Origin of the sequence: Bartonella occidentalis (assembly GCF_037070875.1) — a bacterium.
Classification (GTDB): Bacteria; Pseudomonadota; Alphaproteobacteria; order Rhizobiales; family Rhizobiaceae; genus Bartonella.
The window spans coordinates 80144-98629 of the sequence record NZ_JAYMZJ010000003.1 but is presented as its reverse complement, the minus strand read 5'-3'; the positions used below and the strand labels follow the sequence as shown (position 1 = coordinate 98629).

Annotated in this window: 11 protein-coding genes; 7 read left to right on the top strand and 4 right to left on the bottom strand. The window is 36.9% G+C overall.

Annotated elements, in window-relative coordinates; genetic code table 11:
• Positions 1-109: 109 nt before the first annotated feature.
• The 4 genes from carA (at position 110) to WCP78_RS05405 (ending at position 8636) form a co-directional block, all read left to right on the top strand.
• Positions 110-1312, top strand: coding sequence for a glutamine-hydrolyzing carbamoyl-phosphate synthase small subunit (gene carA / locus WCP78_RS05420; protein WP_336279494.1), 1203 nt, complete (start codon positions 110-112; stop codon positions 1310-1312).
• 1839 nt (positions 1313-3151) lie between these two features.
• Positions 3152-6637 carry a carbamoyl-phosphate synthase large subunit gene (gene carB / locus WCP78_RS05415; RefSeq protein ID WP_336279493.1) on the top strand — a complete coding sequence of 1162 codons (3486 nt, stop codon included), beginning with the start codon at positions 3152-3154 and terminating at the stop codon, positions 6635-6637.
• A gap of 273 nt (positions 6638-6910) precedes the next feature.
• Positions 6911-7120, top strand: coding sequence for a cold-shock protein (locus WCP78_RS05410; RefSeq protein ID WP_336279492.1), 210 nt, complete (start codon positions 6911-6913; stop codon positions 7118-7120).
• Between the two features lie 313 nt (positions 7121-7433).
• On the top strand, positions 7434-8636 hold the full coding sequence (locus WCP78_RS05405) for a pyridoxal phosphate-dependent aminotransferase (RefSeq protein ID WP_336279491.1): 1203 nt from the start codon (positions 7434-7436) through the stop codon (positions 8634-8636).
• 774 nt (positions 8637-9410) lie between these two features.
• On the opposite strand, the gene WCP78_RS05400 is transcribed toward WCP78_RS05405, so the two are convergent.
• The gene (locus tag WCP78_RS05400) at positions 9411-10316 is read right to left on the bottom strand and encodes a LysR family transcriptional regulator (RefSeq protein ID WP_336279490.1); all 906 of its coding nucleotides are present in this window, start codon (positions 10314-10316) and stop codon (positions 9411-9413) included.
• A 49-nt stretch (positions 10317-10365) separates the two neighbouring features.
• Complete coding sequence (trxB, locus tag WCP78_RS05395; RefSeq protein ID WP_336279570.1) at positions 10366-11319, bottom strand: thioredoxin-disulfide reductase; 954 nt, start codon at positions 11317-11319, stop codon at positions 10366-10368.
• Positions 11320-11641: 322 nt separating this feature from the next.
• Between trxB and WCP78_RS05390 the strand changes: the two genes are divergently transcribed.
• On the top strand, positions 11642-13036 hold the full coding sequence (locus WCP78_RS05390) for a TrkH family potassium uptake protein (protein ID WP_336279489.1): 1395 nt from the start codon (positions 11642-11644) through the stop codon (positions 13034-13036).
• Between the two features lie 745 nt (positions 13037-13781).
• On the opposite strand, the gene WCP78_RS05385 is transcribed toward WCP78_RS05390, so the two are convergent.
• Both WCP78_RS05385 and greA read right to left on the bottom strand, forming a co-directional pair.
• Complete coding sequence (locus WCP78_RS05385) at positions 13782-14840, bottom strand: glycosyltransferase family 4 protein (protein ID WP_336279488.1); 1059 nt, start codon at positions 14838-14840, stop codon at positions 13782-13784.
• 57 nt (positions 14841-14897) lie between these two features.
• Positions 14898-15371, bottom strand: a complete 474-nt coding sequence (greA, locus tag WCP78_RS05380; protein ID WP_336279487.1) for a transcription elongation factor GreA — start codon at positions 15369-15371, stop codon at positions 14898-14900.
• Positions 15372-15720: 349 nt separating this feature from the next.
• Here greA and WCP78_RS05375 point away from each other — a divergent pair, with 349 nt between their 5' ends.
• Complete coding sequence (locus WCP78_RS05375; protein WP_336279486.1) at positions 15721-16029, top strand: SH3 domain-containing protein; 309 nt, start codon at positions 15721-15723, stop codon at positions 16027-16029.
• 228 nt (positions 16030-16257) lie between these two features.
• A complete protein-coding gene (gene uvrB, locus WCP78_RS05370; protein WP_336279485.1) occupies positions 16258-18405 on the top strand; it encodes an excinuclease ABC subunit UvrB in 2148 nt (715 codons plus the stop codon).
• The last annotated feature ends 81 nt before the right edge of the window (positions 18406-18486 follow it).

The window sequence follows — 18486 nt, the reverse complement described above, 5'->3', positions numbered from 1 at the left end:
GCCTTAAGCAGAACATTGCAATAAAAACATACACAGAGTCTGTTACGATGTGCTTTTTGTGTAATGTTAATCATTATATCCCTCAGATAATGAATTGTGGATGCAAACTATGACACAAACTATCCCATCTCACAATCCTTGGAAAATAAGCAAAAAACCTACAGCTCTTCTAATATTAGCAGATGGAACAGTTATTGAGGGAAAAGGGGCAGGCGCTACAGGTATTGTTGAAGCTGAAGTATGTTTCAACACTGCTATGACAGGCTATGAAGAAATTCTCACGGATCCATCATATAAGAAACAAATCATTAATTTTACTTTCCCTCACATCGGCAATGTAGGTACAAATAGTGAAGATATTGAAGATCTTACACCCTACAATTGCCACGGAGCAGTTGGTGCTATTTTTAAAGCAGATATTACCCAACCTTCCAATTATCGAGCAAATAAAGATTTCAATCAATGGCTTAAAACACGTAAAATTATTGCGCTTTGTGGCATTGACACACGTGCGTTAACTGTTCTTATCCGTGAAAAAGGTTTCCTAAATGGAATCATCGCGCATAATCCAAGTGGAAGCTTTGATATCAAGGCTCTGAAAGAACGCGCACAAAAATGGACTGGTCTCATTAATCTTGATCTTGCAAAAGAAGCAGCATCAAGGCAATTGGTGGAATGGAGTGAAAAGCCATGGATATGGAATAAAGGCTATAGCGCAAATGATACGTACAATTTTCACATTGTTGTGATTGACTATGGTATTAAGCGTAATATTCTCCGCCTTATAGCTGCACAAGGTGCACGCATAACTATTGTGCCAGCAAATACAACTGCAAAAGAAATTTTAGCAATAAATCCTGATGGTGTTTTTCTTTCTAATGGACCGGGAGATCCAGCGGCTACAGCAGATTATGCCGTTCCAACCATTAAAACACTCATTGAAAGTAATATACCGCTTTTTGGCATATGCCTCGGACATCAACTTTTGGCTCTTGCTGTTGGAGCTAAAACCATCAAAATGCATCAAGGACATCATGGTGCTAATCATCCTGTTAAAGACTTTACAACCGGAAAAGTCGAAATTGTATCAATGAATCATGGTTTTGCTGTAGATACAACGTCTTTGCCCCAACATGTTGAAGAAACACATGTATCTCTCTTTGACGGCACAAATTGTGGTATCCGAATCATTGGGAAGCCAGTTTTTTCTGTTCAACATCATCCTGAGGCTTCCCCTGGTCCACAAGATAGTCATTATCTCTTTCAACGCTTTTGCAATTTCATTCGGGATCATAAAAAACAGCTGAACTGAATGGCTCTATCTTTTGGATTTTTCCCAAATTATGCTTTTTCTTCATACAAATATATCTAATTTTGTAAGCGTGACTTGTTTCGCTTTTGAAGTTACAGTCCTTATTTTCTAGACTGTTAGCAAAATATTTTTACACACAAACTCTTAAGGCAATACCTGTCTTCATACTGAATAAAGTGAAAGCAACTCTGTATAGACATAGGGTAACATAACCCTTAAAGGCAGTACCTATCTTCATCCCGACAAAGATGCAGAAATTTCTGCAAAACGAACAAAAAAGAAGACACTCTATCTTTATAAGTAAATTACTTGAAAGAAGCAAAAATAGAAAATATTAATCTTAATAAAATAATGTGAGTCATAGCTAGCTTTTACAATTCTTCTTTTTTTCAAACCTTTGTAGTAAAAACAGTCATGACGTATGAATGATTAAACAAGCTATTCAATATCGTGCACAGAAAAACAACCACACAAATTATTCACTCTTACATTACCAATGCGTATCGTACCCCATCAAAGTAAATAGCAAGTTTCAACTCCAACATCAAAATACGTCAACTACTCTATCGCTGTAAAACAAAAGAAAAATGATCAAAATAATCTGATCTATTCCGAAAATATTATCATGAGAGCCAGTATAAATAACGTGCTTCAATCCGTAGTGTTTTCCTAATAAATGCTAAAATACTAAGCTATAGAGACTCTGCCAATCAGCAAAAAACATTCAGAGAGTTTTAAATAATCTCTGAATCAATACAATATCTAAAGAATTTTCATATTTAATATCAAAATAGTTTATTATATATAAGCAGAGTTTCTGAAAGGACAATCATTAAAAAATTTTAAGCCGGAAAATCGCAGAAAATCAGCTTTAAAAGATTTTTAAGCCAACGTCAAAATCAACTTTAACCAATGAAGCAAACGAAAAAGGTTTTCCCTATTAATGATAGTCTCTTTCTATTAGAAATTAAAGAATATAAATCAAAAGCTTCAGTATTTTTTTAATTAAAAGATTTGCACATTCATTTTTGTATTTTAAATGCTTTTGAAGCTGTATCTTGTCCGGTTTATAGACGTGTCTTATGATGTTGATCATTTGAGTATAGGAAAACTCTCTTTTTCTTTCCAATTTTTCTTTTTCTATATAGGAGGAAAGTTTCTATTTCTTTGATTGTTTGCACTGATCTTTTTCAAGCTTCAGTTTGAAATTTTCAATATAGTTTTAGAAGGAGTTAAAGTAAATTCTCCTAACTTTTTCACTATCGTTGATGTTTTGAACAAACTTTTGCAGTTTTACAAAATATCATGTTTACAAAACAAAATGATGCATCATCAAAATAAAGCTTCCCCTTACAAATGGTGTAATAAACTAACAGAACAAATTGTAAACATACGAAACAGAACAAAAATAGAATAAAAAAATTACAGATCCTTAATACTGCATATCAAGTGAGAAAAAATTTGTATTCTACAGTATTTCTACAGTCAATTCACCACATTCATTAGACATTTATAAATTTGCACTTCCAGAACCACTGACAAAATTATAACCTAAAAATTTAAACGACAAATGGAATAATAACAGATCAGCATTATCATGCATATACACCATAGCGAATAAGAAACTGATTACTTCTTTAAAGGATCTTCATTTATCATTAACGGCTGTTTATTCTCTACTTATTACATTAATCTCTTAGTTTATGAAAAAAACATGGAAAAGGTGTTTTTTGTAGCTTACTTTCTCTATTTATTAACCTATAAAACTGTTTTAGCCTCAAATTAAATACTTTGCCTGCCATATTAGCAGCGCTCGAATGCTTGTCATAGGAAAAAAACATGCCAAAACGTACAGATATCAAATCTATTCTTATCATCGGAGCAGGGCCGATTGTTATTGGTCAGGCATGCGAATTTGACTATTCTGGCACACAAGCTTGTAAGGCATTAAAAGAAGAAGGCTACCGAATTATTCTGGTAAATTCTAACCCTGCTACCATTATGACGGATCCAGACCTGGCTGACGCAACATATATTGAACCCATCACACCTGAAATAGTTGCTAAAATTATTGCCCATGAACGTCCCGACGCTCTCTTACCAACCATGGGAGGGCAAACAGCGCTCAATACCGCTTTATCATTGAAACGTATGGGAATCTTAGATCGCTATAATGTTGAAATGATAGGAGCCAATGCCGAAGCCATTGATAAAGCTGAAGATCGTGCCTTATTTCGTACAGCAATGGAAAAGATTGGTTTAGAAACACCACGCTCTATGCTAGCCAATGCCACTGAGCTTAAAGAAGAAAATCGCAAACTGTACGCAAAAAAACACGATGAACTTAAAGCTCAACTTTCTGGTGATGCACTTGACAAAGCACTAGAAGAACTTGAGCAGGATTGGCATCACACAGAAGCCAACCGTAAACAACACTATATAGCACATGCTACTGCAAAAGCCGTTCAAGCTCTTGATCTTATTGGTCTTCCAGCCATTATCCGTCCTTCATTTACTCTTGGTGGCACAGGCGGTGGAATCGCTTACAATCGTTCTGAGTTTTATGAAATTATTGAACGCGGTCTTGAAGCTTCACCCACAACAGAGGTTTTGATTGAAGAAAGTGTTTTGGGGTGGAAAGAATATGAAATGGAAGTTGTCCGCGATAAGAACGACAACTGTATCATCGTTTGTTCTATTGAAAATATTGATCCTATGGGAATCCATACTGGTGATTCTATCACCGTAGCTCCTGCCCTTACTTTAACAGACAAAGAATATCAACGTATGCGGAACGCTTCGATAGCTGTACTGCGTGAAATTGGTGTTGAAACAGGAGGATCCAACGTACAATTTGCTGTTAATCCAGAAAATGGTCGCTTAATTGTTATTGAAATGAACCCACGTGTTTCTCGCTCTTCAGCGCTTGCCTCAAAAGCAACAGGTTTTCCAATTGCTAAGGTAGCAGCTAAACTGGCAATTGGTTATACACTTGATGAACTAAAAAATGATATTACGGGTGGAGCAACACCAGCATCATTTGAACCTGCTATCGATTATATTGTTACCAAAATTCCTCGTTTTGCTTTCGAAAAATTCCCTGGTTCATCCCCCGTTTTAACAACAGCGATGAAATCTGTAGGGGAAGTTATGGCAATCGGTCGAACTTTTCAAGAATCTCTGCAAAAAGCACTACGTGGGCTTGAAACAGGTCTTACAGGTCTTGATGAAATTGTAATTCCCGAACATGCTGAAGGTGATGAGAAAAGTTCTATACGTTCCGCTATTGCGATACCAAGCCCTGATCGTTTACGCTACATAGCACAAGCAATGCGTATGGGTTTATCATTACATGAAATTCATCAAATCAGCAAAATTGATCGATGGTTTTTGGAACAAATAGCTTCCATCATTAAAATGGAACAGTGCATTCGAATCCATGGACTGCCCCAAGACGTAGATAATTTACGCATGTTAAAAGCTATGGGCTTTTCGGATGCACGATTAGCCACTCTCACTGGACAGGAACCCGATGATATTGCTGCTTTACGCAAATCGCTCAATGTTAAACCTGTTTTCAAACGTATTGACACTTGTGCAGCAGAGTTTTTTTCACCTACAGCATATATGTATTCAACTTACGAAGTTCCTTTTGCAGGTATGGAGCACTCAGAAGCACAAGTTTCTGAACGCAAAAAGATTGCTATTTTAGGTGGAGGACCAAACCGTATCGGACAAGGAATTGAATTTGACTATTGTTGCTGCCATGCTGCCTTTGCATTGCATGATGCAGGCTTTGAAGCTATCATGATTAACTGCAACCCTGAAACAGTCTCAACCGATTATGATACATCTGACCGGCTTTATTTTGAATCTTTAACAACAGAAGATGTTTTAGCTATTTTAGATACTGAAAAAGAAAAAGGTGAATTGATTGGCGTCATTGTTCAATTTGGTGGACAAACACCACTCAAATTAGCAAGTGCACTAGAAAAACACAATATCCCCATTTTAGGAACGTCACCTGACGCCATCGATTTAGCAGAAGACAGAGATCGCTTTCAAAAACTGCTCTTCAAACTTAACTTAACACAACCCAAAAATGGTATTGCACATTCAGTTGAACAAGCACATCTCATAGCTCATGAATTAGGTTTTCCATTGGTTGTACGTCCTTCTTATGTGCTAGGAGGACGCGCTATGCAAATTATCCGCGATGAGCGAAACTTGCAAAATTATTTACTCGAAATAGTTCCTGAATTAGTATCAGAAGACATTAAAGCCCGCTATCCCAACGACAAAACGAGCCAGATCAATATACTACTTGGTAAAAATCCCCTTTTATTTGATACCTATCTAACAGAAGCCATTGAAGTTGATGTGGACTGTCTTTGTGATGGAGAAGAAACGCTGATCGTTGGTATTATGGAACATATTGAAGAAGCCGGCATTCATTCTGGTGATTCAGCATGTTCTTTACCAGTACATACACTTGCCCAGTCGTTGGTAATTGAATTAGAGCATCAAACCAAAGCATTAGCACAAGCACTTCATATTCGTGGTTTTATGAATGTACAATATGCCATTAAAGATGAAGTAATTTATGTCTTAGAAATCAATCCCCGCGCTTCGCGTACTGTTCCATTTGTTGCCAAAACAATTGGTCGACCCATTGCTAAAATGGCTGCACGTATTATGGCAGGAGAAACTCTTCATAGTACGCTTCAAGCTTATGGTGGATTACCATCTACACAACACAAACAATGTATAGCTGTGAAAGAAGCTGTCTTTCCTTTTGCTCGTTTTCCAGGTGTTGATACACTTCTTGGTCCAGAAATGCGTTCAACTGGTGAGGTAATGGGGCTTGACTATGAATTTGCACTTGCTTTTGCTAAAGCGCAACTTGGAGCTGGTGTTGAGCTTCCACAAGAAGGAACTGTGTTTGTTTCTGTTAAAGATGACGATAAAAAGCGCATTTTAGCTCCTGTTAAACTTTTAAAGGAGCTCGGCTTCTCTGTTTTAGCAACAGATGGAACACAAAAATTTCTTTCAAAACATAATATCCAGACAACAAAAATCAACAAAGTGCTAGAGGGTCATCCTCATATTGAAGATGCTATTCGTAATCGACAAATTCAATTAATTTTTAATACAACCAATACCGCCAGCGCTATTTCAGACTCTAAATCGTTACGCCACGCAGCACTTATGCAAAAAGTTCCATACTACACAACAGTAGCTGGTGCTGAAGCTGCTAGCAAAGCTATAGAAGCACTGAAAAAAAATAATCTTGAAGTACGATCTCTGCAAAGTTATTTTACCTAAAGATTTTTATTTGCCAAAAACTGCGCCATCTTTTGGATTTTTATTCATATTTTTATTAAAAAATATCTATTAAGACTTGATTTTTATTCAAAAAAAAATTACACGGGGTCAGTCGAACTTTCGGTTATGTGACTTTCTTTCCTGTGTAATTTGCGCTCACTTTTTGTGCAACATGCAGTTCTGACGAGACCTTTCCCACCTAATTTCGATCTAGAGCCGTATTGAATGCGTTTGAATTCAATATAGAACAATTATTTTTTTAAGGAGTTTCCTATGTCTACAGGAACAGTGAAGTGGTTTAATCCCACAAAAGGTTTCGGTTTCATTCAGCCTAATGACGGAAGTGCAGATGTATTCGTGCATATTTCAGCCGTTGAACGTTCTGGTTTAAATGACCTTAAAGAAGGTCAAAAAATTTCTTACGATGTTCTCCAAGATCGTCGTTCAGGAAAATTTGCCGCAAACAATCTCGCAGTTCTCTAATTTTTAAGTTTCTTTATATTTCATCTTAACCCTCACCTTTCTTTACAAGTGAGGGTTCTACTTTTTTAAGCGCAACTTTTTCTTATAAACTGCTGCCTTCTTTACAAAAATCTTCGATATATTCCTATTTTTTCCTTAAATGATTCATAGCCATCATTACAAAACTACTTTTCTCGTATACTTTTTTTATTAAAAGGCCGATATAAAATTTCTTAAAAATTTTTCTGCAATTTTTTATTGCATATAATAGAATATCTTCTAGAATATCTTTGAATTAACAGCATGTGCTAGCATCTCACAAGGAATTTTAATTATGGCTTTTGTCGCCGATAAGCTTTTTTGTATAAAACCTTCTGCAACAATTTCTATTTCTCAAAAGGCGCGTAGTTTAAAAGCATCAGGTCACGATGTCATTGCTTTAAGCGCCGGAGAACCAGACTTTGATACACCAGACAATATTAAGCGTGCTGCTATAGAAGCTATTCAGCGTGGGGAAACAAAGTACACACCTATATCTGGTATCCCAGAACTACGCCAAGCAATTGCTGACAAGTTTAAGAGAGAAAATAATCTTATTTATAAACCAGAGCAAATTATCGTTGGTACGGGTGGTAAACAAATTCTCTTTAATGCCTTCATGGCGACTTTAAATAAAGGAGATGAAGTTATTATTCCATCCCCTTATTGGGTAAGCTATCCAGAAATGGTTGCTCTTAATGGGGGTACACCTTGCTTTATAGAAACTAAGGCCGAATTTTTTTATAAACTTCAACCACAAGATCTAGAAACTGCCATTACCGACAAAACAAAGTGGTTTATTTTTAATTCTCCTTCAAATCCATCAGGTGCCGCTTATACCTATGATGAATTAAAAAAACTCACAGATGTTTTATTAAAATATCCTCACGTGCATATTCTTACCGACGATATATATGAACATCTAACATATGAGGGCTTTACTTTTGTCACACCAGCTCAAGTAGAACCGAAACTTTATGACCGAACACTCACAATGAATGGCGTCTCTAAAGCCTATGCAATGACTGGCTGGCGAATTGGTTATGCAGGAGGATCACAACAGTTAATTAAAGCCATGGATATCATTCAAGGTCAGCAAACATCTGGAACGAGCTCCATTTCACAGTGGGCAGCTGTTGAAGCACTCAATGGCCCACAAGACTTTATAGCTCAAAACAAAAGTATTTTCCAAGCACGCCGTGACCTCGTTGTTTCCATGCTAAACCAAATTCCTGGCATTAACTGCCCAACGCCAGAAGGTGCCTTTTATGTTTATCCTTCCTGTGCAGAATTCATCGGAAAAAAAACCCCCGAAGGTAAAGTTATCACTAATGATGAAGACTTTGTAATCGCGCTGTTAGAAGCAGAATCTGTAGCTGTTGTTCATGGATCTGCTTTTGGACTTGGGTCAGCGTTTCGTATTTCTTATGCAACATCAGAAAAATTGCTTGAAGAAGCCTGTTTACGTATACAGCGTTTTTGCAACACTTTGCTCTAAAATTTTTAAGCATTATCCATTATTGTAGTTTTCTGCGGAGCATTCTTGTAATGTTCCCAACAATTGAGGTTACAGTAAATAACTAAGCTCTGTCTAAAATTTTATGTAACAAATGTAGCAAAATAAGATATTTTTAAGCCATCTGCCTTCCTCAGGCTAATGATGCATAAGTAATTTAAAAACAATACTCATATAGAATAGAATTCTATTTTTCTCTTAGATTAAAACAACACTCCATTTTCTGTTTTAAGTTTGTGATACAGAAATGATTATTCTCAAATTGCTATAATTACATTAAATCATTATCATGAAAAACATTATTATATAACCATTAAAATCTGCAACTTATAAATTAAATTTGCAGCGTTGAAATCTTAATATTTATTTTATGTAGATATACCTCATCAAATTCTTTTACTTTGTAGTGACTATTATAAGTAATAGCACTTTTTAACACTTATCATCAAACCTTGACGATCACAAAGATTGTTGGAATATCATAAATTAAATTTTTGAAATTATTCCCGCATACTCATAATTTTAAAACAACATTTTAAAAACAAAAAAAACCGGACAAAAATGTCCGGCAAATTTTGAAAACTTTCAGAGATAAAATCAATCTGAAGAATTTTCACAAGGGAACACTCAAGAAAATGCAATGGGAGGCAACATAATCAAGAGATGATATCTTATGTCATTTTCCATAAAAAAGCACAATAAAAACTTATGCGTATCTGCTATGCAATAAATACATAGCTAACATATATCCCATCACTAAAAAGGCCACTTACGAGCTTTAAGAAAAATATAATCTCGAAAAGCCTTCAACTTTGCCACATTTTTTAAAGCATCAGGATAACAAAAAAAAGTATCAAAGGAAGGAATATCTGCCATATCAGGAAAAAGACGTATGCATCGCTCATCATTATCCACGATATAATCAGGTAGCACCGCAATCCCAAGGTCATGGACAAGTGCATTCTTAATTGAAATAATATTATTGATTTGCAATACTGGAGTGCGCAAAGATAAATCGTTTCTTCCAGCTTTTGTTAACCAATTTAAGCCAGATAAATAAGCCGGAACAGGTTCACCGAATGAAATGATTCGATGAGAATCCAGATCAGATAATTTTTCAGGTTTACCATAATTTGCAACATAATTCTTTGAAGCATAAACATGCATATGAATTGTAAATAATTTTCTTTGTATAAGATCAGGTTGTTGAGGCTGACATAAGCGAATTGCACAGTCTGCGTGGCGCATGACCAGATTAAGTTCTTCATCGGCAAACAAAAGTTGAATTTGCATATCAGGATAAAGATGAAGGAATTCAGGCATATGCTCCACAAGCCATCCCGCTCCCATACCAAAGGTTGATGTAACACGCAAACAGCCTGCTGGCTTTTCACAGCTTTCACTTAACTGCAAGCGCGCGCTTTCAAGCTTCATCAAAACATCACAAGCCGTGTGATAAAGAACTTCACCCTGCTCTGTTAGGATCAACCCACGCGCATGACGCTGGAATAAAGAAACACCAACCTCCTGCTCTAAAGCCGAAACTTGTCGTGAAACCGCTGATTGAGATAAATGAAGGTTTTGGGCTGCATGCGTAAAAGAACCTGCCGCCGCCGCCGCATGAAAAATCCTTAACTTGTCCCAATCCAACGGTGACATCATAAATCTTCCTCTAATTTTTATCTTTTTTATGGATGTCGAGTTCTGCGATCTATACCTGCAAATCTAAAAACCGTTCTGCCTCCAATGCCGCCATACATCCCCTCCCTGCCGCTGTTACAGCTTGGCGAAATGTATCATCTGCAACATCACCCGCAGCAAAGACCCCTGGAATGCTTGTTACTGTTGAATCTGGAGCTGTCCATAAGTAGCCACCTGGCTTCTGCTTCAATTGTCCTTCAAACAAAGAGACAGCAGGATCATGCCCAATAGCAATAAATATGCCATCTGCATTTATCTGAACCTCTTGATCAGTTTTAACATTTTTAAGACGTGCACCGGTAACGACAGCTCCCATTGAAGTCTGAGCAGACACACCAATGATCTCTTCTACCACATGATTCCACATAACACGTACATTATCACAAGTAAGCAATCTATCTTGCAAAATTTTTTCTGCCCTAAAATGATCACGTCGATGAATGACGCTTACAGTTTTAGCCACATTTGATAAATAAAGAGCTTCTTGAACAGCTGTATTTCCACCCCCAACAACAAGAACGTCTTTATTACGGTAGAAAAAACCATCACATGTAGCACAAGCAGACACACCACCACCCATAAACCGCTGTTCACTTTCCAAGCCAAGCCAGCGAGCCTGTGCCCCAGTTGCAATAATTAGCGCATCACAAATATATTGTGTTCCAGAATCTCCGTATAAGACAAAAGGACGCTTTGATAAATCAGCTTTTACAATAACATCATAGATAATTTTTGTACCCATATGCTCAGCTTGCTTTGCCATCTGTTCCATCAACCATGGTCCTTGAATTGAATCAGAAAAACCTGGATAATTTTCAACATCAGTTGTAATTGTTAATTGCCCTCCCTGCTGTAATCCAGTAACCAAAACTGGTTTGAGCATTGCTCTAGCAGCATAGACCGCAGCTGTATAACCAGCCGGCCCCGAGCCAATAATAAGCAAGCGGATATGCGATTGCACTATAAGATCCCTTTCATGTCTTGTCTTTTAATTATTCTATAAAGTATAATTTAATGGAGCCTTAAAAAAAACATTTTTCAACAGCTTAACTTGAGTCTAAATTATCTTAAATTTATAGTATATATGCGTCTTTCTCATTTTTTGATAAAGGATTGATTATCAGCTTATTAAAAAGTACTGACTAATGTGAAAATTAGGCTTTATCTTGTAAGCATAAAAACATAAATTCGGATTAATACAGAACTGTAACAAAAAGATAGGAATAACCATTTTTCAATTTATTAGCAATGTTTGCGCGCGCTTCGCGTTAATCATGGGGATGGCAATGCTTTTGCCGGTATTGGTGGATTTACACGATGGTAACCATGATTGGAAAATTTTCCTCTACTCTTGCGTTATGACCACTATGTTAGCAACGCTGGTTCTTTTGGCAACCAGAGGTGCTACCTGTCGTTTTTCTGCACGACTTGGCTTCATGCTCACTGCTTGTCTTTGGCTAACGGGGAGCATCATGGGTGCTTTACCCCTCTATCTTTCTTCTCTCCCAATTTCTCTCGCAGGAGCAATTTTCGAATCCGTCTCTGGAATTACAACCACAGGTTCTACAATAATCACGGGTCTTGATAATTTATCACGAAGTATTTTGTTATGGCGTTCTATTATGTGTTGGATTGGAGGCATTGGCTTTGTCGGTTTAGCTTTATTGCTTTTACCTTCGCTGCGTGTTGGAGGCATTCAGCTCTTTCATATGGAATCATCAGACAAATCTGAAAAAATATTACCCCGTATTAACCAAATCGCTAATGGAATTATCATAGCCTATGTTGGATTAACACTTGCTTGTATGCTTTCCTATTTTGCTGCTGGTATGACCTTATTTGATGCAATAAACCATGCAATGAGTACAATAGCAACAGCTGGGTTCTCAACTCATGACACCTCTTTTGGTTACTTTGCCAATAAACCAGCTATTTTGATTGTTGCAACAATTTTTATGTTACTCTCTGCTTTACCCTTCGTACTTTACGTTAAATTAGTTCTTCCTGGCCGCTCCAAACGTTGCATTGATCCTCAAGTCATTGTTTTCCTAAATATTGTTTTCATTTTTAGCTTTTCTTTAGCTGCATGGATGCAATTTCATGAACATCGCAATTTCCACTTGATTTTTCTTGATGTAATTTTTCATCTTTCATCTATCATTAGCACCACTGGCTATAGTGCTAAGGATTATCAGCTATGGGGATCCCTCGCTCTTGGAATTTTTTTCATTATTTCTTTTACGGGCGGATGTGCTGGTTCTACCTCTGGTGGAATGAAAATCAATCGCTTAATTATCCTTTGGCGTATTGCGCAAACAAATATGGCCAAACTTTTGTCTCCTAATATAGTTGTAAAAAACCACTATAATAATTCAAATATCTCTAGTGATGTTGCTAAGTCAGTCTTATTTTTTGTATGCCTTTATATGTTCTGTCTCATTATTGGCACTGCACTTTTGCTCACAACTGGTCTCGATTTTACTTCTGCCTTTACTGGCGTCTTAACTGCTCTTTCTAATATTGGCCCAGGTTTTGGAGACATTATTGGTCCTGTTGGCAATTTCTCTACAATTAATGACAACGCTTTATGGATTTTAAGCTTTATGATGCTGGCTGGGCGTCTTGAAATCATAACCATATTCGTATTTTTCATTCCCGCCTTCTGGCGTGAACAGTTTTAACCTATTATCTTATTTAGTAAAGAATTTAAAAAATAACCCAACAAAGAATAAGAAACGCTTATAGACAAAAAAATAAACAAAATTAACACTCATCCCTGCCGATAGCGATAAATGATTTATATTGTTCTTTGTCACTACCTCATGCAATAAAAATGAGTTGCACATCGTTTAAAGCCGTTTATTCACAAATCAAAACGGAATATTATCATCAAAAGCATTCAGTAATCATTTGCGATTCATATTAACTGTTTGATTATCTCCGTATTATTTATATGGATTAGTGTTATGTATTATGGCTTTGATAAGAATTATTATTCCCTTGATGCGTATTATGAAATAACGCATCCTGTGGATCATTCTCGTTAGAACTCTCAATCAATTTAAAAGTGCCATAATATCTTAAGCTTTATTATTGAAGGCACTCGACTACTTCCAACTCTTATTACAAGACAAATAACTTTAAAAATTTATATTTCATTGCAAGATTACACCTTATACTCTTAAAAATAAGGAACCATTTGAGTAAAATAAATAATCTACACCAGCATGTTCATCGCAGTTCCAAGAACACTCTATAATTTTTTCTTGTTATAAAAGATTTTAAATGAGCTATTCTTTTCTTACCTTAAATACAGCATAAATTTTATAAAAAAGAATATTTGCATTTCTTCTTAGCAACGATTTATAGAAATATTTCTGAAAAAATACCTTATTGGCTCTCTTTTCATAAAAACTCTAAATATATTTAAAGTGTGTGCTCTGTAAATATTGTTTCATAAACTTTACCAATCGCAGAAGCTTCTTTTTCTACAGGAAAGTGGGTACGCACATGAGCTAAAGCTTTTTTGCCTGCAGACAATGTTTTTTCTAAATCAGCAAGATAAGGTTCAATTGCTGAAGTTAAATCCAATCCATTTCCTGCTTTAACAACCGTTCCTGTTCCTTGTACCACTAATTCTTCATAAACCCCTGCATCACTGGTTACCACAGCAGTCTGAGATGCCATTGCCTCCAACGGAGTTAAACCAAAACCCTCTATACGGGAAGGCGCTACATAAAGCGATAAACGACGATACCAAAGAGGTGTATCTAACACCTCACCAATAAAAATAATACGATCACTTAAACCAGATTCAGAAATCTTACGACGCAATGCTTTTTCAAAATGATAATATTGCATCGTAGTGCGACCAGCGATAATTGCTGTCCAATCAGGATAACGCGGCAATAATGTTATCATTGCTTCAACAAATAAATCGGTTCCTTTTGAATGGCGCACACGCCCAAAACAACCCACGGCATATTTTCCAGGAAGCTTAGATGAAGAGAAACAATCATCAATAGTTCTAGGAGGTGTAAAACGTTTAACATCCACTCCATGCATAATAACCTGGTGAGGCACCTCTAGATAAGATCCTGTACGAGCACTGGTGGCAATAACTTTATCCATACGACGAATCAACCATTTAGTAAAAGATTTATGATGACGTTGAGATGCTGATGTAAAAATAAGTCGGAGCTTCATTCGCAAAATATCGCGTAAAAAAATTCCACACAACATCTCAATATTGCGCCGTGCATGCCAAATACGAAATGGTTTTCCTACAGGGCTTTTCCAAAGCCCGAAAAGATCCTTAAAGGAAAGAGACGGTAAATCCTGCGGCAATCCTACTCCCAAAGTAGATATTCGCACATTCTGCTTTCTCTGCAATGGAATAAGCTGAACGATTGTGGATGTTACTCCTGACAAACGCTTTTTAAAATGAGGAGCAATTACCTCAGTTTCTTGCAAAGATACACGCATAATGATTAAGAGCCATAACTTATTTCATTAAACCCCTTCCCCCCACATATTGTCTAATCAAATATACTGTACCTGGATAATTTCATAATTATGTGCACCACCTGGAGCATTGACTTCAATGACATCACCTTCTTGCTTACCGATAAGTGCACGAGCAATAGGTGAAGAGATAGAAATTTTACCAGTTTTCACGTCAGCTTCTTGGTCACCAACGATCTGATAAACCTTTTTTTCTTCAGTATCCTCATCCAAAAGCTTTATAGTAGCTCCGAATTTAATTTTGTCTCCAGAAAGGCGCGAAACATTAATCACTTCCGCCCGCGCAATATAATCTTCGAGCTCATTTATACGTCCTTCATTATGACTTTGCGCCTCTTTAGCAGCTTGATATTCAGCATTTTCCGATAAATCACCGTGCGCACGCGCCTCAGAAATTGCTTCTATAATCCGCGGGCGTTCCTGTTGTTGGCGCCAACGCAATTCTTCTTTAAGGCTTTCAAAACCAGCTGTAGTCATCGGAACTTTTTCCATAATCCGTCCCTTTCTATTACACGGAAGGCTTAATAAAAATACAAAAAACGGCTTCCAAAATTACTTTTGGAATCCGAAAACCACAATCTTCTCTATTATATAGTACAGTATTCTCGTTTTCCATATAAAAATAAAAAATGACAAAGCATTTTCGCATTTCCCAATTGTATTCACATCATTTAAAATGAGCTATAAATCTCTTACTAAATTTCTATAAATAAGAAGCTAAACTTCCTATAAATAAGAAGAAATAATTGTATTTTTTTCTGTTTTATCCTAAGTTAGCGGGAGATGTCCTGCACAAAAATAGGAAGAAGAGAAGTCTTTAGAAGAATCTTCTTGGAAAAAAATGAAAAAATTAGTAGTTTTTGTATTTGGTTCTCTCTTTTTGTTTACGAGAGTGGTGGAATCTGCAGATGCTTTTGTTACAAAAAATCTTAATTTTAGAGCAGGACCAAGCATACAGTCTGCGTTTCGTGGTTTAATTCCTGCAGGAGATTTAGTGTTTGTCCAAATTTGTAGAGGGAATTGGTGCCACGTCAAATATAATACAAAAATTGGCTGGGTATCATCTCGTTACCTCTCATTTAAAGAGGGAAATGATCTTTATCGCGCATATACAATACTCTCATTCAAACACCACAGCCATTATCCGTAGCAGCTGTAGAATTAAATGAATATCAACATCATCATTGTACCGAAAAATTACAAGCAAATTAATATATTGTATCTAAAAAATGCCCCCAAAGGTTAAAAAATATCTTATAAAGTCCTCAAATAAACTAAAACAAAATTGCTAAGCAATACTTTTCTATTATCTTGATTACATTATAGAACTCGGTATTTCCCTCAAAACTAAGAGCATTTTATATCAAAGGATGTCAGAATGAAAAATGGTGTCACGGCAACAGTAGAAGCTCTTTCTGCGCTCATTTCCTCAGGAAATCCCCTTTTTAAGAACGGAGAGTTATGGACACCCCACCGCCCTATTCGTCCTGAAAAATCTGAAGGCGGTATTCCTTTTCAGCTCGAAACATCTTTTGAACCTGCAGGAGACCAGCCTCAAGCAATTAAAACCTTGGTTGAGGGAATTGAAAAAAATGAGCGTACTCAAGTGCTTTTGGGTGTTACCGGCTCAGGAAAAACCTATACAATGGCTAAAATTATTGAAAAAACACAGCGACCAGCTCTCATTTTAGCACCTAATAAAACCTTAGCTGCACAGCTTTATGGAGAATTTAAAAGCTTTTTCCCGCACAATGCAGTTGAATATTTTGTTTCTTATTATGACTATTATCAACCAGAAGCATATGTTGCACGCTCTGATACTTATATTGAAAAAGAATCATCCATTAATGAACAAATCGACCGCATGCGCCATGCTGCAACACGCGCTGTGCTAGAACGTGATGACGTTATTATCGTTGCATCAGTATCCTGTATATATGGTATTGGTTCAGTAGAAACTTATACAACCATGACATTCCAAATACAAAAAGGTGAGAGGCTTGACCAACGGAAATTACTGGCTAATTTAGTCGCTCAACATTATCGTCGGCAAGACATCAATTTTATTCGTGGCTCCTTTCGTGTCCGAGGAGATACCATTGAAATTTTTCCTGCCCACCTTGAAGATCGTGCTTGGCGTATTTCATTATTCGGCGATGAAGTGGAAACAATTACTGAATTTGACCCCCTCACAGGACAAAAAACAGACAGCCTTCAATCCATTAAGATTTACGCCAATTCACACTACGTAACACCACGACCAACATTAAATCAGGCAATGAAGTCAATAAAAATAGAATTAGCTCAACGTCTCGATGAATTAAATGCAGCTGGACGTCTTTTAGAGGCGCAACGTTTAGAACAGCGTACAATTTTTGATTTAGAAATGTTGGAGACTACCGGATCATGTCCTGGGATTGAAAATTATTCACGCTATTTGACAGGACGAAAACCTGGTGAACCGCCACCAACTTTGTTCGAATATATTCCAAACGATGCTCTCGTTTTTATTGATGAAAGCCATGTAACCATTCCCCAAATTGGAGGTATGTACCGAGGCGATTTTCGACGAAAAGCAACCCTAGCTGAATATGGATTTCGCCTACCATCTTGTATGGACAATCGTCCTTTACGCTTTGAAGAATGGGATGCTATGCGCCCACAAACAATTGCTGTCTCTGCAACACCAGGACACTGGGAAATAGAACAATCTCATGGTATTTTTGCTGAACAAATTATCCGCCCAACGGGGCTTGTTGATCCACAAATAGAAGTTCGTCAAGCCTGCACACAGGTTGATGATACTGTGAACGAAATTCATAAAACAATTCAAAAAGGCTATCGCACACTTGTAACCGTACTGACAAAACGTATGGCTGAAGATTTAACTGAATACCTCCATGAACAAGGTATTCGTGTACGTTATATGCATTCTGACATTGATACATTAGAACGTATTGAAATTCTGCGAGATCTACGGCGCGGTACCTTTGATGTCTTAATTGGTATCAACCTACTCAGAGAAGGCTTGGATATCCCAGAATGCGGATTTGTTGCCATTCTAGACGCTGACAAAGAGGGTTTCTTGCGCTCCGAAACCTCTCTCATACAAACAATTGGACGAGCTGCACGTAATGTAGATGGTCGGGTTATTCTTTATGCAGATACAATCACTGGCTCCATAGAACGAGCCTTGCAAGAGACAGAAAGACGTCGAAAAAAACAAATAGCTTACAACGAAAAACACCATATCATACCGACAAGTATCAAAAAAGATATCAGCGATATTCTTAACTCAGGATGCGAAGATGACCACCTTCACACAAATATTCCTACTTATATCACACAAAAGAATATGGCTGGCAACAATTTAGCATCCCATATTCAACATCTTGAAAAATTAATGCGTGAAGCTGCAATTGATCTTAACTTTGAAGAAGCAGCACGACTTCGTGACGAAATTAAACAGCTACAAAAAATAGAGTTAACAATTACCGATACCCCTTTAACGCATCATAGCGAATAACTCATTCACACCTGCCACAGTCAAACTTTTTGACTAAAAAGTAATCACATAAAACGAGCTATGAATGCTAGCATTATAAAA